Consider the following 18,974-nt stretch of genomic DNA (forward strand, 5'->3'; position numbering starts at 1 on the left):
GATCTGAATGGCATTTCGCCTGCCCCGCTCCGGCCTGCCGCAAGTGGTCGCCTTTCTGGCGATCCTCGCCATCAACTGGACCGTGTCGCCGCAATTCTTCGATCTCAGGCTGCAGGACGGACGGCTGTTCGGCAGCCTGGTCGATGTCTTCAACCGCGGCGCGCCAGTAGCATTGCTGTCGCTCGGCATGGTGCTGGTGATCGCCACCCGCGGCATCGATCTCTCGGTCGGTGCGGTGATGGCGATCTCCGGCGCCATCGCCGCGAGCCTCGCCGACAGCCACTCGCTGCCGGTGGTGCTGGCGGCGGCCCTCGGCGCCGGCCTGGTGTGCGGCTTGTGGAACGGTTTCCTGGTCGCGGTGCTCGGTATCCAGCCGATCGTCGCGACGCTGATCCTGATGGTCGCCGGGCGCGGCATCGCGCAATTGATTACCGAGGGCCGCATCGTCACCTTCACCGCGCCGGATCTGGTGTGGTTCGGCGGCGGCTCGGTGCTCGGCATTCCCGCGCCGGTGGCGATCACGCTCGGCATGCTGCTTGTCACCCTGGCTTTGGTACGCGGCACCGCGCTGGGGCTGATGATCGAAGCCACCGGCGGCAATGCCCGCGCCAGCGCGCTGGCCGGCGTCGGCACCACGGCCATGACCATGGCGGTCTATGTCTGGTGCAGTCTTTGCGCGGCGCTGGCGGGCATCGTTGCCGCCGCAGATATTCTCGGCGCCGATGCCAACAATGCCGGCCTGTGGCTCGAGCTCGACGCCATCCTCGCCGTGGTGATCGGCGGCACGTCGCTGTTCGGCGGCCGCTTCAGCCTGGTTTTCGCGATGTTGGGCGCGTTGATCATCCAGGCCATGAACACCGGCATCCTGCTGTCCGGCTTCCGTCCGGAATTCAATCTGGTGGTCAAGGCCGTGGTGGTGCTGGTGGTGCTGCTGCTGCAGTCGCCGCGGTTGTCCGGCCTCGGCCTGCTGCTGTCGAAGGTGCGGAAATGAACCGGCTGTTTCCCGTCCTCGTCACATTGGCGGTGTTCGTCGCCGGCTTTATCCTCTGTTCGGTCCAGTTTCCGAACTTCGCTTCGACGCGAGTCGTGGCCGACCTGCTCACCGACAACGCCTTCCTCGGCATCGTCGCCACCGGCATGACCTTCGTCATCATATCCGGCGGCATCGACCTGTCGGTCGGCGCGGTGATCGGCTTCACCACGGTGTTCCTGGCCATCGCCATCGAGCATCTCGGCCTGTCGCCGTGGCTGGCCTTCGCCTTGATCCTGCTGATCTGCGCCGGCTTCGGCGCGGCGATGGGCGCGGTGATCCAGTTTTTCGACCTGCCGCCCTTCATCGTCACCCTCGCGGGGATGTTCCTGGCGCGCGGCACCAGCTTCCTGATGTCGACCGAATCGATCCCGATCACGGCGCCGCTCTATGCCAACCTCGCCGACCACGCCATCGCGCTGCCCGGCGGCGGCCAGCTCACCGTGATTGCGATGATCATGCTTGCGGTGTTCGCCGCCGGCATGGTGCTGCTGCACTTCACGAAATTCGGGGCCAATGTCTACGCGCTCGGCGGCAGCCGCATCTCCGCGGCGTTGATGGGCATCCGCGTCGGGCGGACTACGATCCTGATCTACATGCTGTCCAGCGTGTTGGCAGGTCTGTCCGGCATCGTGTTCTCGTTCTACACCTCTGCCGGCTATTCGCTGTCGGCGGTCGGCGTCGAGCTGGACACCATCGCCGCGGTGGTGATCGGCGGCACGCTGCTCACCGGCGGTTATGGCTTCGTGTTCGGCACTTTTGTGGGCGTGCTGATCCAGGGCCTGATCCAGAGCTACATCAACTTCGACGGCACGCTGTCTAGCTGGTGGACCAAGATTGCCACCGGCATCCTGCTGTTCACATTTATTGTGTTGCAGCAGGCTATGGTTGGCTTCGCCCGCCGGTCCAGCCGCCGCAGCCTGGGAGCGACGTCGTCATGAGCCCGCAGATCGTTTCCATCCCGACCCAGCGCGCCCATTCCAACCATGCCGAAGTGGCCCGCAACATCGGTATCAACATCATCTCCGGCCGCTACGCCGAGGGCACCAAGCTGCCCGGCGATGCCGAGCTGACTCTGCTGTTCGGCGTGTCGCGCCCGGTGCTGCGCGAAGCTGTCAAGACCCTGGTGGCCAAGGGGTTGCTCAGCACCAAGGCGCGGGTCGGTACCGTGGTGCGCGAGCGCTCGGCCTGGAACATGTTCGACATCGACGTGCTCGCCTGGCATCTCGACGCCGGCATCGACAAGCGCTTCCTGCGCGACCTTGCCGACATCCGGCTGGCGGTGGAACCGCACGCCGCCGCCCTGGCCGCCGAACGCCGCACCGAGGCCGAAGTCGCCGAGCTGCGCCGCAGCATGGCCTGCATGCGCGCCGCACCGTCGGACTCCGTGAGCTTTGCCGACGCCGACCTCAGCCTGCACATCACCGTGGCCAACGCCTCCGGCAACCCGTTCATGCGCTCGATCGGCTGGGTCATCGAGGCGGCGCTGCGCGCCTCGTTCATCCTGAGCGCGCCGGTCGAGGCGCCGGAGCGCGAGACCGTGCTGGCGTCGCATGAGCGGATCGTCGAGGCGATCGCCGCCCAGGATGCCGATGAGGCGGCTGCGCAGATGACCAGCGTGATCCTGAACGGGTTGCGCCGGCATGGCGCGGCGGATTGACCGGGGCGACCATGGACAACGAACCCAACGACCATCGCAAGGGACCAAGCCGGTGAATCCGATTCAACTCGCCATCGTCGGCCTCGGCAAGATCGCGCGGGACCAGCACATCCCGGCCATCGCGGCGACGGACGGCATTGAGCTCAGGGCCGTCGCCAGCCGCAATGCCGCGCTCGACGGCATCGCCCACTTCGCCACCCTCGACGAGTTGCTGACGCAGGCGCCCGAGATCGATGCGGTGGCGCTGTGCACCCCGCCGCAAGTCCGCCGGGCGCAGGCCGCCGCCGCACTCGCCGCCGGCAAGCACGTGTTGCTGGAAAAGCCTCCGGGCGCCACGGTCAGCGAAATGGCGCCGCTGATCGCCGCGGCGAAGGACTCCGGCAAGACGCTGTTCGCCGGCCGGCATTCGCGCTTCGCCGCGGCCGTTGAACCGGCACGGGCGTTCCTCGCCAACCGCGAGATCCGGTCCGTCGCCATTGCATGGAAGGAAGACGTACGTGTCTGGCATCCCGGCCAGCGCTGGATCTTCGAGCCGGGCGGGCTCGGCGTATTCGATCCCGGCATCAATGCGCTGTCGATCCTGACCCGCATCCTGCCGCGGCCATTTTTCCTGACCGAGGCGGAGCTGTCGTTCCCGGCCAATTGCGCGGCGCCGATTGCGGCGAATCTGGATTTCTCCGACGAGAGCGGCATGGCCATCCGCGCCGAATTCAACTTTCTGCAGACCGGCCCGCAGACCTGGGAGATCCGTGTCGAAACCGGCGACGGCGTGTTGACGTTGTCCGAAGGCGGCGCGAAGCTCACTTATGCCGGCGTGGCACTGGCGGAAACGCAGCAGGAATACCCCGCGCTGTATCGTCACTTCGTCGACCTGGTCCGGCGCGGTACATCGGATGTCGATCTCGCACCTCTGATCCATGTTGCGGATGCTTTCATGCTGGGCCGGCGCCTTGTCGTCGACGCGTTCGAGGATTGACCATGACAGGCACCGTCACGCGCGACATCTTCGGTCACCTGCCCGACGGCACGGCGGTGGAACGCATCTGCCTGCGCACCGCCGACGGAATCGAGGCACGGATCATCACCTGGGGCGCCGCGCTGCAGGCATTGCTGGTGCCGGACCGCAACGGTGACATCGCGGACGTCGTCCTCGGCTTCGACGATCTCGACGGCTACACCGTGCCGGGTCGTTATTTCGGTGCGACCGTCGGCCGCTATGCCAACCGCATTGCAGGTGCCGGCTTCGATCTCGACGGCACGCGCGTTGCCCTTGCGGCCAATGAAGCGCCCAACGCCCTGCATGGCGGCGTCGAGGGCTTCTGCCGCAAGATCTGGACCGTCGTCGCCACCGAGGACGGTCCGGCCCCCGCCGTGACGCTGGCACTTCACAGCCCCGACGGCGACGAGGGTTATCCGGGCGCGCTCGACGTCCGCGCCAGCTACCGCATCTCGGGGCCTGGCGAACTGACCATCGACTACACGGCCGGCACCTCGCGGCCGACGGTGGTGAGCCTGACCAATCACAGCTTCTTCAACCTCGACGGCGCCGCGGTTGGAGGCGATATCCTCGACCATCGCCTGAGCCTGGCCGCCGACGCCTTCCTCGCCATCGACGAGCACAGGATTCCGCAGCAGGGCGCGCCGCGCGACGTCGCTGGCTCGCCGTTCGATTTCCGCGACGCCCATGCGATCGGCGCCCGGATTCGCGACGCCGACGCGCAGCTGCAGCGCGGTCGCGGCTATGACCACAATTTCTGCCTGCGCGACTCGTCCGACCTGCGGCTCGCCGCAACGCTGCAGGCGCCTCGTTCCGGCCGCATCATGGAGCTACACACCAACCAGCCCGGCCTGCAGTTCTATTCCGGCAACTATCTCGACGGCAGCGTGACGGGCAAGGACGGCCGCCCGCACCGTCAGTTCGACGCGCTGTGCCTCGAGCCGCAAAACTGGCCCGACGCGCCGAACCGGCCGGACTTCCCGTCCGCACGCCTCGACCCCGGCACCACCTACCGGAACCAGACGCTCTACCGATTTTCGACCGCCTGAAGGAGGAGCCATGAGCGAGCCCAGCAGCATCATGACCGCGCCCGGCATCGAAGACGTGCCGACGACGACGCTCGACACCACGCGCTGCCATCTCGGCGAGGGCTCGAACTACGATTCCGGCTCCGACACCGCCTGGTGGTTCGACATCCTCGAACGCCGGCTGTTCGAGGCGGAACTCGACACCGGCAAGACCACGTCCCATGCACTGCCGATCATGGCCAGCGCGCTGACCTTCATCGACGATACGCACCAGCTGCTGGCGGCGGACGATGGCCTCTACATCCGCGACATCATCGATGGCCGGCTGACGCTGCACACGGCGATCGAGGACGACAATGCCGGGACGCGCTCCAACGATGCGCGGGTGCATCCGTGCGGCACGTTCTGGACCAGCAGCATGGGACGCAAGGCAGAGACCGGTGCGGGCGCTATTTACGCGTTGCATCAGGGCGCGCTGACCCGGCTGTACGCCAACGTCACCATTCCCAACGCCATCTGCTTTGCACCGGACGGTGCCACCGGCTATTTCGCCGACACCCACAAGAACGTCCTCCACCGCGTCGCGCTGGATCCGGCGACGGGCCTGCCGACCGGCGCGCCCGAGACGCTCTATGTGCATCTCGGCGAAGGCGGTCTCGACGGCGCGGTGGTCGATCGCGACGGTGTGATCTGGTGCGCGCGCTGGGGCGGCGGCTGCGTCGACGCCTACTCGCCGGACGGCGTCCGGCTGCGGACCCTGCGCGTGCCGGCGCGGCAGCCGAGTTGCCCCGTGTTCATCGGCGCCGGTTTCGACCGCATGCTGATCACCTCGGCGCATGAGGGAATGGACGACAAGGCGCGTGCCGCCGACCCGGACCATGGCCGGACCTTCGTGATGGATCCGGGCGCGCGCGGGCGGCCCGAACCGCGTGTCAGACTGGGCTCGACGTAATGCAACAATTCAGCTTGCAGAAAATTGACGACAACTGGAAGGACACACCGCACCGGACTTGATATGATGTGCGCCCTCGGGCGCGACTGACAAGACACAGCACACCGCAACAAGCCGAAACCGGCATTCAATGAATTGGGAGTGGAACATGAATTTCATCAGGACAACTCTGTCTGCCGTGGCCCTCGCCGCGCTCGCGTTGAGCGGCCAGGCCGTCGCCCAGAGCAAGCCCACCGTCGGCATCGCCATGCCGACCAAGGCCTCCGCGCGCTGGATCGCCGATGGCGACAACATCGTGAAGGTACTGAAGGAGCGCGGCTACGGCACCGATCTGCAATATGCCGAAGACGACATTCCGAACCGGCTGTCGCAGATCGAGAACATGGTGACCAAGGGCGCCAAGGTGCTGGTGGTTGCCTCGATCGACGGCACCACTCTGTCCGACGTGCTGGCCCAGGCCAAGGCCAAGGGCATCACCATCATCGCCTACGACCGGCTGATCAAGGAGACCCCCAACGTCGACTACTACGCCACCTTCGACAACTTCCAGGTCGGCGTGCTGCAGGCGCAGTCGATCGAGGCCGCGTTGAAGCTGAAGGAAGGCAAGGGCCCGTTCAACATCGAGCTGTTCGGCGGCTCGCCCGACGACAACAACGCCTACTTCTTCTATGACGGCGCCATGTCGGTGCTGAAGCCCTATATCGACAGCGGCAAGCTGGTGGTGGCCAGCGGCCAGATGGGCATGAACAAGGTCTCGACCCTGCGCTGGGACGGCGCCACCGCCCAGGCCCGCATGGATAACCTGCTCAGCGCCTTCTACACCAACAAGAAACTGAACGCTGTGCTGTCGCCGTATGACGGCCTGTCGATCGGTATCCTGTCGTCGCTGAAGGGCGTCGGCTACGGCAGCGGCGACATGCCGATGCCCATCGTCACGGGCCAGGACGCCGAAGTCCCGTCGATCAAGTCGATGCTGCGCGGCGAGCAGTATTCCACCATCTTCAAGGACACCCGCGAACTCGCCAAGGTCACCGCCGACATGGTGGATGCGGCGCTGAGCGGCAAGCAGGTGCAGGTCAACGACACCAAGACCTACAACAACGGCCGCAAGGTCGTTCCGTCCTACCTGCTCAAGCCGGTGTCCGTCGACAAGAGCAACTGGGAGAAGGTGCTGGTCGAGAGCGGCTATTACAAGAAGTCGCAGTTCTGATTGCGTCTTCTTCCCTCTCCCGCACGGCGAAGCGAAGCTTCGCTAGGTGGGAGAGGGTGGATCGAATGACCAAAGGTCATTCGAGACGGGAGAGGGCAGCAACGAGACTGTGCCCCCCTCTCCCGAAGCCGAGCTGACGCTCGGCTCCGACCTCTCCCGCAAGCGGGAGAGGTGAAGAAAGACCTTCCCTCGGAGCCCGACGATGAATGCAATTCTGGAAATGCGCGGCATCTCAAAATCCTTCACCGGGGTGAAGGCGCTGAACGATGTCTGCTTCACCGTCGAGCCCGGCGAAATCCACGCGCTGGTCGGCGAGAACGGCGCCGGCAAGTCGACGCTCATGAAGGTGCTGAGCGGGGTCTATCCCCATGGCAGCTATGACGGCGCCATCGTGTTCGAAGGCGAGGAGCGCAAGTTCCGCGACATCAACGATTCCGAGGCGCTCGGCATCATCATCATCCACCAGGAGCTGGCGCTGATCCCGCTGATGTCGATCGCCGAGAACATCTTTCTCGCCAATCCGCCGTCGCGCTTCGGCATCATCGACCGCGACGCCCGCGACCGCCGCGCCAAGGAAGTGCTCGCCACCGTCGGCCTGCGCGAGTCGCCGGATACCCTGATCACCGATCTCGGCGTCGGCAAGCAGCAGCTGGTGGAGATCGCCAAGGCGCTGTCCAAGAAGGTCCGCCTGCTGATCCTCGACGAGCCGACCGCCAGCCTCAACGAAAACGACAGTGCGGCGCTGCTCGATCTGCTGGTCGAACTGCGCGCCCAGGGCATGTCGGCAATCCTGATCTCGCACAAGCTCAACGAAGTCGCCCGCGTCGCCGACCGCATCACCGTGCTGCGCGACGGCCGTACCGTCGACACGCTGGATTGCCACGCCGGCGTCGTTGAGGAAGACCGCATCATCCGCAAGATGGTCGACCGCGATCTCGAGCACCGCTATCCGCAGCGCGAACCTGATATCGGCGAGCCCATCTTCGCGGTGCAGGACTGGTCGGTCTATCACCCACTCCATGCCGACCGGCAGGTGATCAAGAACGTCGACTTCAATGTCCGGCGTGGCGAGATCGTCGGCATTGCCGGGCTGATGGGCGCCGGCCGCACCGAATTCGCCATGAGCATCTTTGGCGGCTCGTGGGGCCGCCGGATCACCGGCCGCGCCACGCTGAACGGCAAGCAGATCGACGTCTCCACCGTCGGCCGCGCCATCGATGCCGGGCTGGCCTATGTCACCGAGGACCGCAAGCAATTCGGGCTGCTGCTGGCCTCCGACGTGCGCAAGAACATCACGCTGGCCAATCTCGACGGCGTGTCCAGCAGCAAGATCATCGACGATATCAGCGAACTCAGGGTAGCCACCGACTATCGCAGCCGGATGCGGATCCGCTGTAACGACGTCTACCAGGAGTCCGGCAAACTGTCCGGCGGCAACCAGCAAAAGGTCATGCTGTCGAAATGGCTGTTCACCGATCCGCAGGTGCTGATCCTGGACGAACCGACGCGCGGCATCGACGTCGGCGCCAAGTATGAGATCTACTGCATCATCAACGAACTCGCGGATGCTGGCAAAAGCGTTATCGTGATTTCGTCGGAGATGCCGGAACTGCTGGGAATATGTGACCGCATCTGCGTGATGAACGAAGGCGCTTTCGTCGGCGAATTTGCCGCGCACGAGGCGACGCAGGAAAAAATCATGCGCGCGATCATGCGCAAGGGAGAACGACAGCCATGAGCGACAAGACCGTGGCGGCGCCGGCGCCGCCCAAGCATGCCGGATTCCTCAAGAACAACCTGCGCGAATACGGCATGCTGCTGTCGCTGTTCGCCATCATGCTGTTCTTCCAGGTGGTCACCGACGGCACGCTGCTGCGCCCGCTCAACCTGACCAACCTGGTGCTGCAGAACAGCTACATCGTCATCATGGCGCTCGGCATGCTGCTGGTGATCGTCACCGGCCATATCGACCTGTCGGTCGGCTCGGTGGCCGGCTTCATCGGCGCCGTTGCCGCGGTGCTGATGGTGCAGTTCAACATGAACTTCATTCTCGCCACCCTGATCTGCCTGGTGCTGGGCGGTTTCATCGGCGCGGCGCAAGGCTACTGGGTGGCCTATTTCAAGATCCCGTCCTTCATCGTGACGCTGGCGGGCATGCTGGTGTTCAAGGGCCTGGCGCTGGCGATCCTTCAGGGGCAGTCGGTGGGGCCGTTCGCGCCGACCTTCCAGAAGCTGTCCTCGGGCTTCATCCCCGAGCTGTTTCCCAACGCCGGCATCCTCTATCCGACCTCGCTGCTGATCGGCGCGGCGCTGGCCACCGCGCTGGTGGCCATGAACATGAAGGCCCGCGCCCGCCAGCAGAGCCACGGCGTCGAGGCCGAGCCGACCGGCTTCTTCGTCTTCAAGAACGCGCTGCTGTTCGCCGCCATCGTCTATTTCACCTATCTGATCGCCTCGCATCGCGGCCTGCCCAACGTGCTGGTGATCATGATGGTGCTAATCGGCATCTACGCCTTCGTCACCTCGCGGACCACCGTGGGCCGGCAGATCTATGCCGTCGGCGGCAATGCCAAGGCGGCAAGCCTGTCGGGCATCAAGACCGAACGGCTGACGTTCTTCACCTTCGTCAATATGGGCGTGCTGGCGGCCCTGGCCGGCCTGGTATTCGCCGCGCGGCTCAACACCGCGACGCCGAAGGCCGGCCTCGGCTTCGAGCTTGACGTCATCGCCGCCTGCTTCATCGGCGGCGCTTCGGCCTATGGCGGCGTCGGCAAGGTCGGCGGCGCGGTGATCGGCGCGCTGATCATGGGCGTCATGAACAACGGCATGTCCATCCTCGGCATCGGCATCGACTACCAGCAGGTGATCAAGGGCCTGGTGCTGCTCGGCGCGGTCTGCCTCGACGTCTACAACCAGAAGCGCTGAGGAGGACGGAGGCCATCGGCTCGTTGCCGGTGGCCATTCCGGGCCGGCGATCGCGGGAACTGGAGCGGGCGGAGGGAATCGAACCCTCGTATGCAGCTTGGGAAGCTGCCGTTCTACCATTGAACTACGCCCGCGTGGTCGTGCGGATTGATGTAGCCGAGACCGCGCGATCCGCCAAGCCGTATGTTCCGCCTGCGACAGCGCCACCCGGCACGCGATCCGGCCCGGGCCGGAACCGAGGGCGGCTGAGGCCTTTCCGGGTGCATCGATACACGTCCTGTTCGCCGTTGCCCCGCCGCGCCCGCAGGGCTAGTTTTGCCGGATGACGGCGACGACGATCTTTCAGGGTGACGGCCTCTCCGTGTCGGATTATCGCTGCGGCGCCGGCCCGCATGACCGGCCCTTTGCCGAGCACCACCTCAGCCATTCCATCTCCTATGTCCGCAAGGGCAGCTTCGGCTGCCGCTGCCGCGGCCAGTCCCACGAACTGGTGGCCGGCGCCTTCCTGATCGGTCATCCCGGCGACGAATATGTCTGCAGCCACGACCACTATGCCGGCGGCGACGAATGCCTGTCGTTTTTCCCGAGCCCCGAGCTGGTCGAGCAGCTCGGCGGCAGCAGCGGCATCTGGCAGCGCGGCGGCCTGCCGCCACTGGCCGAACTGATGGTGCTGGGCGAACGCGCCCAGGCCGCCGCCGATGGCCGCAACGACATCGGCGTCGACGAAGCCGGCCACGCGCTGCTGGCGCGGTTCGTCGAGATCGTATCGGGACGGACGCAGCGGCCGCTGATGGCCGAGGCGCGCGACCGCCGCCGCGCGGTGCAGGCCGCGCTGTGGATCGACGCCCATTCTGCGCAACCGATCGCGCTCGATGACGCCGCGCGCGAGACGGGCCTCAGCGCGTTTCATTTCCTGCGGCTGTTCACCGGCGTGATCGGCGTCACCCCGCACCAGTATCTGCTGCGCTCCCGATTGCGCCACGCCGCCCGCCTGCTCGCCGACCAGGAGCGCGCCATCACGGACATCGCGTTCGACGTCGGCTTCAACGACCTGTCGAATTTCATCCGCAGCTTCCGCCGCGCCGCCGGGGTCTCGCCGCGCGGCTTCCGCCGGGCTGCGCAGGCCGACCGCAAGAATCTCCAAGATCGGCTGACCGTGCACTGACTAGTCTGGCACCGGCCGCCATCGGCCGGCTTTCACACGGGACAGACAGCATGGCTTCCATTCACAAGGACATTTCGATCGCGGCCCCCGCCGACGTGGTGTGGGCGGCGATCGCCGACTTCGGCGCGCTGCATACCCGGCTGGTGCCGGGCTTCGTCACCGATACGCAACGCGAGGGGGACGCCCGTATCGTGACTTTCGCCAATGGCGCCGTCGCGCGCGAAATCCTGGTCGACTGCGACCCGGCCCGCATGCGGCTGGCCTATGCGATCGTCAGCGAGCGCGTCACCCAGCACAATGCCTCGGTACAGGTGCTGGCCGACGGTGCGACACGCAGCCGCGTGATCTGGACCGTCGACGTGCTGCCGCACGAGATTGCGCCCTACATGGACGCGCAGATGGATCTCGGCGCGCTGGCGATGCAGGCCAACTTCGAAAGGCGCACGGCATGACGGCATCGTTTCTCGCCGCGCTCTCCGCCGACGGCCCCGCCCTCGATCGCCGCGGCAAGATGGACCTGTACGGCTGGCTGATCGGCGCCTGGGAGCTCGACGTCACCCGCTTCCCGGCGCATGCGCCGCCACTGACGCTGAAGGGCGAGTGGCACTTCGGCTGGGTGCTCGAGGGCCGCGCCATCCAGGACGTCTGGATCGTGCCGCCGCGCGGCGCGCGCCACGGCGACGCCGTGGCCAACAGGAACTCGTATGGCAGCACGCTGCGGATCTACGATCCTGCCATCGATGCCTGGCAGATCCAGTGGAGCGATCCGGTGACGCAGAATTTCTGCACCATGACCGGTCGCCGCGACGGCGACGATATCGTGCAGCTCGGCCGCAACGCCGCCGGTCAGGCCATCCGCTGGAGTTTTTCGCAGATCACACCGGATCGGTTTCGCTGGCGCGGCGAGACATCGCCCGATGATGGCGCGAACTGGCGGCTCGATGTCGAGTTTATCGCCAGGCGAAGCGCGTGACGCGCCGTCACGACAGCGCCGGCCGCACCTCGGGGACCGCGCCGGATTTCGGTCCCCAGCGCGTGAGCAGCACGCTGAGCGCCGACAGCACGCCGAGCAGCACCATCGACGCCGCCGCGAGCCAGAAGAAGCTCTGGCTGGTGTCCTCGATCGACAGCAGCCACCCGCCGCCAACACAGATGAAGACCAGCCGCGCGGTCTGTGCCAGCACCGGGCCCAGCACCCGGGCCGCGCCCTGCGACGAGAAATACATCGCGGTGGCGAGGCCGAGAAAGGCGTACATCGGCGCCCCCGTGGCGAGATATTGCCGGCTGGCGGCGCGTACGCCGGGATCTTGCGTGAAGATGCTGACCCACAGGTCCGGATAGACGGCAACCAGCGTACCGAGCAGGCCGACCACGGCGAACGACACCCAGCCGGCGGTCCAGGCGATCCGGCGCGCCCGCTTGACCCTGCCCGCGCCGATCGCCATGCCGACCATGGGCACCGACGCCACGCCGACCGCGAAAGCGAGCGTGACGAGCAGGAATTCCAGCCGTGCGCCGATGCCATAGCCGGCCAGCACCTCGGTGCCAAACCGCGCCAGCATGTGCGTGAAGATGGTCAGGCTCAGCACGTTCTGCAGCGGCGAGAAGCAGGCGATGGCGCCGACCTTGAGAATGTCGAAGAACATGCCGCGCCGGATCTTGAGCCCGCGCAGCACCGGTCGGACCCGCGCGCGGCCGGAAAACACGTACCAGCCCATGATCGCCGCGCCGATGGTGTAGGCGATCAGCGAGCCCGCGGCGACGCCGCGCATGCCGAACGACGGCACCGGGCCGAGGCCGAGGCCAAGCACGCCGCCCAGAATGATCTGGCACACCGCGGAATTCAGCACGATCGCCGACGGCAGCTTCATGTTGCCGGTGCCGCGCAGGATGGCGGCAAACGTATTCATCAGCCACGGGATGATGCCGCCGCCGAAGAAGATCTGGATGTAGCCGATGGCCTGCGCCAATACGCTGCCGCGGCCGCCCAGCGCTTCCAGCAGCGTCGGGCCGAACACCAGCATGCCCACCGTGAAGGTCAGGCCGAAGCAGAGGCCGATCAGCAGCGCATGCAACGCCAGTGCGGATGCACGCTCGTGGTCGCCGGCGCCGAGCGCACGCGCGATCGCCGACGATACGCCGCCACCCATGGCGCCGCCGGACATGGTCATGGTCAGCATCACGAAGGGAAACACCAGCGCCATCGCCGCCAGCGATTCGGTGCCGAGCCGGCCGATATAGGAGGTCTCGGCGATGACGATCAGGGTGCCGGCGCTCAGCGCCACCACGTTGGGCCAGGACAGCCACAACAAGGTCGACAGGATGGGATGGTCGAGCAGCGGATTTCTGGCCGGCGCCGTCAGCCGAGGCAGCGCGTCTCGCTCGCCATCGACCAATGGTAGTTCGGCGACCGTGACCTCGGACATGCGTTTTCCCGGCGTCCCGGTCGTTCGCGCCGGAATCGTCCATTCTCCCTAGCACCGATTCCGCGCATTGCCATGTCCGCAGCACGCATGGGGGATGCGCGGCCGTCATCACCCTCATTCCCGGGCGCGAGCAGCGTCAGCTACGAGCACCCGGTAACGACGATAACGGCTTCACACGAAATTCATGCGGTCGATCTGAACGTTTACTGCATTGCGGCATTTGCCTTCTGCAATCAGAGGGTCTTCCATGCACAACAAGTTTCTGCTGTCCGCATGTCTCGTAGCTTTGGCGCTGCCGCTGGCTGCCTGCAACGAACAGGCGACTCACGTCTCCGGCGAGGATTTTGGCGCCAGCCCGAAGCTGGTCGAACCGGTGAAGTCGCTGATTCCCACCGTCAACATCGCCACCGCCAAGGGCTGGCCGGACGGCGCCAGGCCAACCGCGGCCAGCGGCATGGCCGTGAACGCCTTTGCCAGGGGACTGGACCATCCGCGCACGCTCTATGTCCTGCCGAACGGCGACGTGCTGGTGGCCGAGACCAATGCGCCGCCCAAGCCGGAAGACGGCAAGGGCATCAAGGGCTGGGTGATGGGCCTGGTGATGAAGCGGGCCGGCGCTGGCGTGCCCAGCGCCAACCGCATCAGCCTGTTGCGCGACGCCGACGGCGACGGCGTGGCCGAGACCAAAACGGCGTTCCTCGAAGGTCTGCATTCGCCGTTCGGCATGGCGCTGGTCGGCAGCGAGTTCTATGTCGCCAATGCCGATGCGGTGGTGAAATTCCCCTACCGGGACGGCGACACCAGGATCACCGCGGCGCCGGTGAAGGTCGCCGATCTGCCGGGCGGGCCGATCAACCATCACTGGACCAAGGACCTCACCGCCAGCCCGGACGGCACCAAGCTCTATGCCACCATCGGCTCCAACAGCAATGTCGGCGAGAATGGCATTGAGGCCGAGAAGGACCGCGCCGGCATCCTCGAGATCGACCGCGCCAGCGGCGCCTCCCGCGTGTTCGCCTCCGGCCTACGCAATCCCAACGGCCCATCGTGGCAGCCGCAGAGCGGCGCGCTGTGGGTCACGGTCAACGAGCGCGACGAGATCGGCAGCGACCTGGTTCCGGACTACATGACCTCGGTACGGGACGGCGGCTTCTACGGCTGGCCCTACAGCTATTACGGCCAGCACGTCGACGTCCGCGTCAGCCCGCAGCGGCCGGATCTGGTGGCCAAGGCCATCGTGCCGGATTACGCACTGGGCGCGCATACCGCCTCGCTGGGCCTCACCTTCAACACCGGAGACCTGTTCCCCGACAGCATGAAGGGCGGCGCCTTCGTCGGACAGCACGGCTCGTGGAATCGCAAGCCGCGCAGCGGCTACAAGGTCATCTTCGTGCCGTTCGAGGGCGGCAAGCCCTCGGGCAAGCCGCAGGATGTGCTCACCGGCTTCCTCGACGACAAGGGCGAGGCGCAGGGCCGCCCGGTCGGCGTCAGGATCGACCGGCACGGCGCGCTGCTGGTGGCCGACGACGTCGGCAATACGGTGTGGCGCGTGACCCCCGCCGGACCCAAGGCTGCTTCGCTCGAAGCCGGGAAATGATCCGCCGCATACCGTGGCCGACCCACGGCGATTGACGACAAAACAGGCAAGCCGCGGATCAACCGGCCTATCATTCGACCTTGCGCGGCCCGGTGATTTTGGCGAAAGCGTTTCGATTGGACAACGGCGTCGGCACCGGCCGGCGCCGCTGTTCGCGTCACCACTCGAAATGGATCCTTCTCCATGCGCATCCTGAACGCCGCCGCCGCCCAGATGGGACCGATCCAGAAAGCCGAAAGCCGCGAGGCCGTGGTGAAACGGATGCTCGCGCTGCTGGCCGAAGCCAAGGCGAAGGGTGCCGACCTCGTCGTCTATCCCGAACTGGCGCTGACCACGTTCTTTCCGCGCTACTACATGACCGACCCGAACGAGGTGGACAGCTGGTTCGAGTCGGAGATGCCCAACGCGGCGGTGCAGCCGCTGTTCGATGCCGCGGCCAAAGCCAATATCGCGCTGTCGATCGGCTACGCTGAATTGACGGAAGATGGTCACCACTACAACACCCAGATCCTCACCGACCGCACCGGCAAGATCGTCGGCAAGTACCGCAAGGTGCATCTGCCCGGCCATGTCGAGTTCGACACCGAGCGCACCCATCAGCATCTGGAAAAACGCTATTTCGAACCGGGCGACCTCGGCTTTCCGGTGTTCCGCGCGCTCGGCGGCATCTTCGGCATGATGATCTGCAACGATCGCCGCTGGCCGGAATCCTACCGCGTGATGGGCCTGCAGGGCGTCGAGATGATCGTGCTCGGCTACAACACCCCGTCGGTGAACTCGCAGAAGGCGGCAGAAGGTCCGGAGCAGCGGCTGTTTCACAACCGTCTGTCAGTGCAGGCCGGCGCCTACCAAAACTCGACCTTCGTGGTCGCGGTGGCCAAGGCCGGCAATGAGGACGGCTTCCCGCTGATCGGCGGCAGCCTCATCGTCAATCCGGACGGCGAGATCATGGCCGAGGCCAAGACCGAGGGCGACGAGCTGCTGGTGTGCGCCTGCGACCTCGATGCCACGCAGTTCGGCAAGAAAACCATCTTCGACTTCGCACGCCACCGCCGCATCGAGCACTACGGCCGCATCACATCGCAGACCGGCGTGATCCTGCCGCCGGAGTGACCTTCACTTACCTCTCCCCGCCTAGCGAAGCTTCGCTTCGCCGGGCGGGGAGAGGGCAACAAGAGCCTACTGAAACATCACCACACCGAGCGCCATGCTGACCGCGGCCTGGGTCGGATCGATCACCGGAATGCCGATGGCCTCTTCCAGCGCCGCGCGATGCCGCGCCATGCCGGCGCAGCCCATCACGATCGAATTGGCGCCGTCGATATCCTTCAGTTCGCGGCCGACCTTGATCATGCGCTCCAGCGTGTCGCTGCCGGATGCGGTTTCGGCCACGGTCATGTTGAGCGGGCGCTCGCCGACGCAGCGGTCGGTGAGACTCATCTGGCGCAGGTAGCGCATGTGGCGGGGAATCGAGCGCTGTGCCACCGCGATGATGCCGAAGCGGTCGCCGCGCGCCAGCGCGGTCAGCACGCCGGATTCGGCGATGCCGAATACCGGCCGCGACGTCGCCTCGCGGCAGACCTGCAGGCCGGGATCGGAATAGCAGGCGATCACATAGGCGTCCGCGGAGTTGTCCGCCGCCACCAGCGCACGCAGCGGCATCGAAACGCTGTCCACGTCGGCCTGGCTCTCGACGCCGAAGGGCCCTTCGGCCAGCGTCACGCAGTCGATCTCCGGACCGTCCGCAAAGACCAGCGGTTGCAACGCCGCCGCCAGATGCCGCGTCACATTGTCGTTGGAATTCGGATTGATCACGAGGATCTTCTTGCGGCGCATATCCATCTCCTTGTCACGGCGGCATTATTGCCGGAAAGTGCGCTGCATCAAAGCTTGAATCGAAGGAGTTCACCTTGTCCGTTCCGGTCTACGATCTGGTTATCCGCGGTGGCACCGTCGGCACCTCCAGCGACGTGTTTGCGGCCGATGTCGGCATTGTCGGGGAAACCATCGTGGCAATCGGCAAGGGCCTCGCCGGCGGCAAGACCGAGATCGACGCAACAGGTAAGCTGGTGCTTCCCGGCGGCGTCGACGCCCATGCCCATATCGAGCAATTGTCCGCAGCGGGCATCATGAACGCCGACACGTTCGAAAGCGCCACCAGATCGGCGGCATTCGGCGGCACCACCAGCGTGATCTCCTTCGCCGCCCAGCATGTCGGCATGGACGCCATCACCGTGGTGAACGACTACAAGGCGCTCGCGAAGCGCGGCGCCATGATCGACTACGGCTTCCACCTGATCGTCTCGGACGTCACCGACAAGGTGATCACGCAGGACATTCCGGCGCTGGTTGCCGAGGGGTTCTCCTCGATCAAGATCTTCATGACCTATGACCGGCTGCGGGTCGACGACGAGAAGCTGCTGGACATCCTCGCCGCCGCCCGCGAAGCCAAGGCGCTGGTCTGCGTCCACGCGGAAAACCACGGCGTCATCTCGTGGATGGTCAAGCGCCTGCTCGACAAGGGCTATACGGCTCCGAAATATCATGGCGTCAGCCACGCCCGCGTCTCGGAATCCGAAGCCTTCACCCGGCTGATCGCCTTCAGCGAACTGCTCGACCAGCCGGTGATGATCTTCCATGTCTCGACCCGCGAGGGCGCCGCAGTGATCCGCGAAGCCCGCGGCCGCAGCGTCAAGATATTCGCCGAGACCTGTCCGCAATACCTGTTCCTCACCGCCGACGACCTCGACAAGCCCGGCGTCGAAGGCGCCAAGTGGATGTGCAGCCCGCCGGCCCGCACCACGGACGATCAGGAGGCGCTGTGGCGCGCGCTCGATCTCGGCGACCTGCAGCTGATCTCGTCCGACCACGCGCCGTATCGCATGGACGACACCGGCAAGCTGCGCGCTGGGCCGAACCCGAATTTCAAGCAGGTCGCCAACGGATTGCCCGGCTTGGAGGTGCGGTTGCCGCTGCTGTTCGACGCCATGATATCGAAGGGACGCCTCGGCCTGAAAAAGTTCGTCGAGCTGACCTCGACCGCACCGGCGCAGATCTACAATCTGGAAAAGAAGGGCTCGATCGCCATCGGCAAGGATGCCGACATCGCCATCTGGGATCCGGCAAAAAAAGTCACGCTCACCGATGCCATGATGCATGACCTCGCCGGCTTCACCCCGTTCGCCGGCCGCGAGCTCACCGGCTGGCCTGACACGGTGCTGTTGCGCGGCCGCGTGCTGGTCGATGGCGACGCTTTCCACGGCACGCCCGGCGACGGCCGCCTGATGCTGCGCGACGGCGGCCCGGCGGCCACGCCGAGCGGCCGGATGGTCGCGGAGATGGACGAGCGTCGGAATTTTGGCGCCAAGCTGCTGTAGGCGAAGCGCGCAGAGCAGACGGGTTCTGAAGTTCTGTTTCTGTGGTACTGTTAAAGCGGCCGGCGCGGTTCGTGGCGGCCGTTCAGGTTAAGCGAAACCGAGATGCACGATGCCAACCTCACCTTCCGTCGTCGCGCAAGACCAGTCTTCGCTTTACGAAGACGACCTCTACGCATGGGCCAATCGGCAGGCGGAGCTGCTCCGCGCCCGCAAACTTGACGAGCTCGACCTCGATCACATCGCCGAGGAGATCGACGACGTGGGCAACGAAATCTACGAACGGCTGGAGAGCGCCCTCACGATCCTGTTCATGCACATGCTCAAATGGGATTACCAGCCGGAGCGTCGCTCGCGCAGCCGGGAGGCGACGATCCGGGAGCAGCGCAAGCGAATTGCGACGCTGATGCGCAAAAATCCATCACTGAAAGCGAGGCTCGCCGCGGCTCAGCAATCCGGTTACGACTACGGACGCGACAAAGCTTCCGGCGAGACCGACATCCCGGTCGAGAACTTCCCGGACGTATCTCCCTATAGCTGGCTGGACGTGACCGAACGCGAGTTCCGGTTGGATAGTTCCGACAAATGACGTCCTCCGCGATCGCCCGGG

The 18,974-nt window shown here is 65.8% G+C and carries 18 protein-coding genes and 1 tRNA gene; 16 read left to right on the forward strand and 3 right to left on the reverse strand.

Features of this window, described 5'->3' with window-relative positions; translation table 11 throughout:
• Nucleotides 1-7: 7 nt before the first annotated feature.
• The 9 genes from ACUXVA_RS03575 (at nt 8) to mmsB (ending at nt 9,802) form a co-directional block, all read left to right on the forward strand.
• Nucleotides 8-991, forward strand: a complete 984-nt coding sequence (locus ACUXVA_RS03575; RefSeq protein ID WP_265081553.1) for an ABC transporter permease — start codon at nt 8-10, stop codon at nt 989-991.
• Nucleotides 988-1,971 carry a galactofuranose ABC transporter, permease protein YjfF gene (yjfF, locus tag ACUXVA_RS03580; protein WP_265081552.1) on the forward strand — a complete coding sequence of 328 codons (984 nt, stop codon included), beginning with the start codon at nt 988-990 and terminating at the stop codon, nt 1,969-1,971. The genes ACUXVA_RS03575 and yjfF overlap by 4 nt, the downstream gene beginning before the upstream one ends.
• A complete protein-coding gene (locus tag ACUXVA_RS03585) occupies nt 1,968-2,690 on the forward strand; it encodes a FadR/GntR family transcriptional regulator (RefSeq protein ID WP_265081551.1) in 723 nt (240 codons plus the stop codon). Before yjfF ends, ACUXVA_RS03585 begins: the two co-directional genes overlap by 4 nt.
• Before the next feature lie 52 nt (nt 2,691-2,742).
• Nucleotides 2,743-3,666, forward strand: a complete 924-nt coding sequence (locus ACUXVA_RS03590) for a Gfo/Idh/MocA family protein (protein ID WP_445490861.1) — start codon at nt 2,743-2,745, stop codon at nt 3,664-3,666.
• A gap of 2 nt (nt 3,667-3,668) precedes the next feature.
• The gene (locus tag ACUXVA_RS03595) at nt 3,669-4,736 is read left to right on the forward strand and encodes an aldose epimerase family protein (RefSeq protein ID WP_265081549.1); all 1,068 of its coding nucleotides are present in this window, start codon (nt 3,669-3,671) and stop codon (nt 4,734-4,736) included.
• A gap of 10 nt (nt 4,737-4,746) precedes the next feature.
• The gene (locus ACUXVA_RS03600) at nt 4,747-5,667 is read left to right on the forward strand and encodes an SMP-30/gluconolactonase/LRE family protein (RefSeq protein ID WP_265081548.1); all 921 of its coding nucleotides are present in this window, start codon (nt 4,747-4,749) and stop codon (nt 5,665-5,667) included.
• Nucleotides 5,668-5,815: 148 nt separating this feature from the next.
• Complete coding sequence (gene chvE, locus ACUXVA_RS03605) at nt 5,816-6,877, forward strand: multiple monosaccharide ABC transporter substrate-binding protein (protein ID WP_445490864.1); 1,062 nt, start codon at nt 5,816-5,818, stop codon at nt 6,875-6,877.
• 202 nt (nt 6,878-7,079) lie between these two features.
• A complete protein-coding gene (gene mmsA / locus ACUXVA_RS03610) occupies nt 7,080-8,615 on the forward strand; it encodes a multiple monosaccharide ABC transporter ATP-binding protein (RefSeq protein ID WP_265081546.1) in 1,536 nt (511 codons plus the stop codon).
• Complete coding sequence (gene mmsB / locus ACUXVA_RS03615; RefSeq protein ID WP_265081545.1) at nt 8,612-9,802, forward strand: multiple monosaccharide ABC transporter permease; 1,191 nt, start codon at nt 8,612-8,614, stop codon at nt 9,800-9,802. The genes mmsA and mmsB overlap by 4 nt, the downstream gene beginning before the upstream one ends.
• A 60-nt stretch (nt 9,803-9,862) precedes the next feature.
• Here the strand turns inward: mmsB and ACUXVA_RS03620 are convergent.
• Nucleotides 9,863-9,936 (reverse strand) — tRNA-Gly (locus tag ACUXVA_RS03620).
• A 188-nt stretch (nt 9,937-10,124) separates the two neighbouring features.
• On the opposite strand from ACUXVA_RS03620, the gene ACUXVA_RS03625 reads away from it, so the two are divergent.
• From ACUXVA_RS03625 to ACUXVA_RS03635, 3 genes are read left to right on the forward strand one after another with little or no spacing between them, the layout of a single operon-like run.
• Complete coding sequence (locus ACUXVA_RS03625) at nt 10,125-10,967, forward strand: helix-turn-helix transcriptional regulator (protein ID WP_265081544.1); 843 nt, start codon at nt 10,125-10,127, stop codon at nt 10,965-10,967.
• Between the two features lie 50 nt (nt 10,968-11,017).
• Nucleotides 11,018-11,419: an SRPBCC family protein gene (locus ACUXVA_RS03630; protein WP_265081543.1), complete on the forward strand. Its 402-nt coding sequence runs from the start codon at nt 11,018-11,020 to the stop codon at nt 11,417-11,419.
• A complete protein-coding gene (locus tag ACUXVA_RS03635) occupies nt 11,416-11,940 on the forward strand; it encodes a hypothetical protein (protein ID WP_265081542.1) in 525 nt (174 codons plus the stop codon). Before ACUXVA_RS03630 ends, ACUXVA_RS03635 begins: the two co-directional genes overlap by 4 nt.
• 7 nt (nt 11,941-11,947) lie before the next feature.
• On the opposite strand, the gene ACUXVA_RS03640 is transcribed toward ACUXVA_RS03635, so the two are convergent.
• Nucleotides 11,948-13,393, reverse strand: a complete 1,446-nt coding sequence (locus ACUXVA_RS03640) for an MATE family efflux transporter (protein ID WP_445490868.1) — start codon at nt 13,391-13,393, stop codon at nt 11,948-11,950.
• A gap of 247 nt (nt 13,394-13,640) precedes the next feature.
• On the opposite strand from ACUXVA_RS03640, the gene ACUXVA_RS03645 reads away from it, so the two are divergent.
• Both ACUXVA_RS03645 and ACUXVA_RS03650 read left to right on the forward strand, forming a co-directional pair.
• The gene (locus tag ACUXVA_RS03645; RefSeq protein WP_265081540.1) at nt 13,641-14,990 is read left to right on the forward strand and encodes a PQQ-dependent sugar dehydrogenase; all 1,350 of its coding nucleotides are present in this window, start codon (nt 13,641-13,643) and stop codon (nt 14,988-14,990) included.
• 183 nt (nt 14,991-15,173) lie between these two features.
• A complete protein-coding gene (locus ACUXVA_RS03650) occupies nt 15,174-16,103 on the forward strand; it encodes an N-carbamoyl-D-amino-acid hydrolase (RefSeq protein WP_265081539.1) in 930 nt (309 codons plus the stop codon).
• Nucleotides 16,104-16,169: 66 nt separating this feature from the next.
• Here the strand turns inward: ACUXVA_RS03650 and ACUXVA_RS03655 are convergent, their stop codons facing one another.
• Nucleotides 16,170-16,826: an aspartate/glutamate racemase family protein gene (locus tag ACUXVA_RS03655; RefSeq protein ID WP_265081538.1), complete on the reverse strand. Its 657-nt coding sequence runs from the start codon at nt 16,824-16,826 to the stop codon at nt 16,170-16,172.
• A 74-nt stretch (nt 16,827-16,900) separates the two neighbouring features.
• On the opposite strand from ACUXVA_RS03655, the gene hydA reads away from it, so the two are divergent.
• Nucleotides 16,901-18,367 carry a dihydropyrimidinase gene (gene hydA / locus ACUXVA_RS03660; RefSeq protein WP_445490871.1) on the forward strand — a complete coding sequence of 489 codons (1,467 nt, stop codon included), beginning with the start codon at nt 16,901-16,903 and terminating at the stop codon, nt 18,365-18,367.
• A gap of 109 nt (nt 18,368-18,476) precedes the next feature.
• Nucleotides 18,477-18,953, forward strand: a complete 477-nt coding sequence (locus tag ACUXVA_RS03665; RefSeq protein ID WP_445490873.1) for a DUF29 domain-containing protein — start codon at nt 18,477-18,479, stop codon at nt 18,951-18,953.
• The last annotated feature ends 21 nt before the right edge of the window (nt 18,954-18,974 follow it).

It is taken from the genome of Rhodopseudomonas sp. RCAM05734, assembly GCF_052658035.1.

What these genes read in the sequence shown, in the direction of transcription:
- ACUXVA_RS03630 (WP_265081543.1), top strand. Translation starts at nt 11,018, where the DNA reads ATGGCTTCCATTCACAAGGACATTTCGATCGCGGCCCCCGCCGACGTG.
- chvE (WP_445490864.1), top strand. Translation starts at nt 5,816, where the DNA reads ATGAATTTCATCAGGACAACTCTGTCTGCCGTGGCCCTCGCCGCGCTC.
- ACUXVA_RS03650 (WP_265081539.1), top strand. Translation starts at nt 15,174, where the DNA reads ATGCGCATCCTGAACGCCGCCGCCGCCCAGATGGGACCGATCCAGAAA.
- ACUXVA_RS03575 (WP_265081553.1), top strand. Translation starts at nt 8, where the DNA reads ATGGCATTTCGCCTGCCCCGCTCCGGCCTGCCGCAAGTGGTCGCCTTT.
- ACUXVA_RS03625 (WP_265081544.1), top strand. Translation starts at nt 10,125, where the DNA reads ATGACGGCGACGACGATCTTTCAGGGTGACGGCCTCTCCGTGTCGGAT.
- ACUXVA_RS03645 (WP_265081540.1), top strand. Translation starts at nt 13,641, where the DNA reads ATGCACAACAAGTTTCTGCTGTCCGCATGTCTCGTAGCTTTGGCGCTG.
- ACUXVA_RS03600 (WP_265081548.1), top strand. Translation starts at nt 4,747, where the DNA reads ATGAGCGAGCCCAGCAGCATCATGACCGCGCCCGGCATCGAAGACGTG.
- ACUXVA_RS03595 (WP_265081549.1), top strand. Translation starts at nt 3,669, where the DNA reads ATGACAGGCACCGTCACGCGCGACATCTTCGGTCACCTGCCCGACGGC.
- mmsB (WP_265081545.1), top strand. Translation starts at nt 8,612, where the DNA reads ATGAGCGACAAGACCGTGGCGGCGCCGGCGCCGCCCAAGCATGCCGGA.
- mmsA (WP_265081546.1), top strand. Translation starts at nt 7,080, where the DNA reads ATGAATGCAATTCTGGAAATGCGCGGCATCTCAAAATCCTTCACCGGG.
- ACUXVA_RS03665 (WP_445490873.1), top strand. Translation starts at nt 18,477, where the DNA reads ATGCCAACCTCACCTTCCGTCGTCGCGCAAGACCAGTCTTCGCTTTAC.
- ACUXVA_RS03635 (WP_265081542.1), top strand. Translation starts at nt 11,416, where the DNA reads ATGACGGCATCGTTTCTCGCCGCGCTCTCCGCCGACGGCCCCGCCCTC.
- ACUXVA_RS03655 (WP_265081538.1), bottom strand. Translation starts at nt 16,826, where the DNA reads ATGCGCCGCAAGAAGATCCTCGTGATCAATCCGAATTCCAACGACAAT.
- ACUXVA_RS03640 (WP_445490868.1), bottom strand. Translation starts at nt 13,393, where the DNA reads ATGTCCGAGGTCACGGTCGCCGAACTACCATTGGTCGATGGCGAGCGA.
- ACUXVA_RS03585 (WP_265081551.1), top strand. Translation starts at nt 1,968, where the DNA reads ATGAGCCCGCAGATCGTTTCCATCCCGACCCAGCGCGCCCATTCCAAC.
- yjfF (WP_265081552.1), top strand. Translation starts at nt 988, where the DNA reads ATGAACCGGCTGTTTCCCGTCCTCGTCACATTGGCGGTGTTCGTCGCC.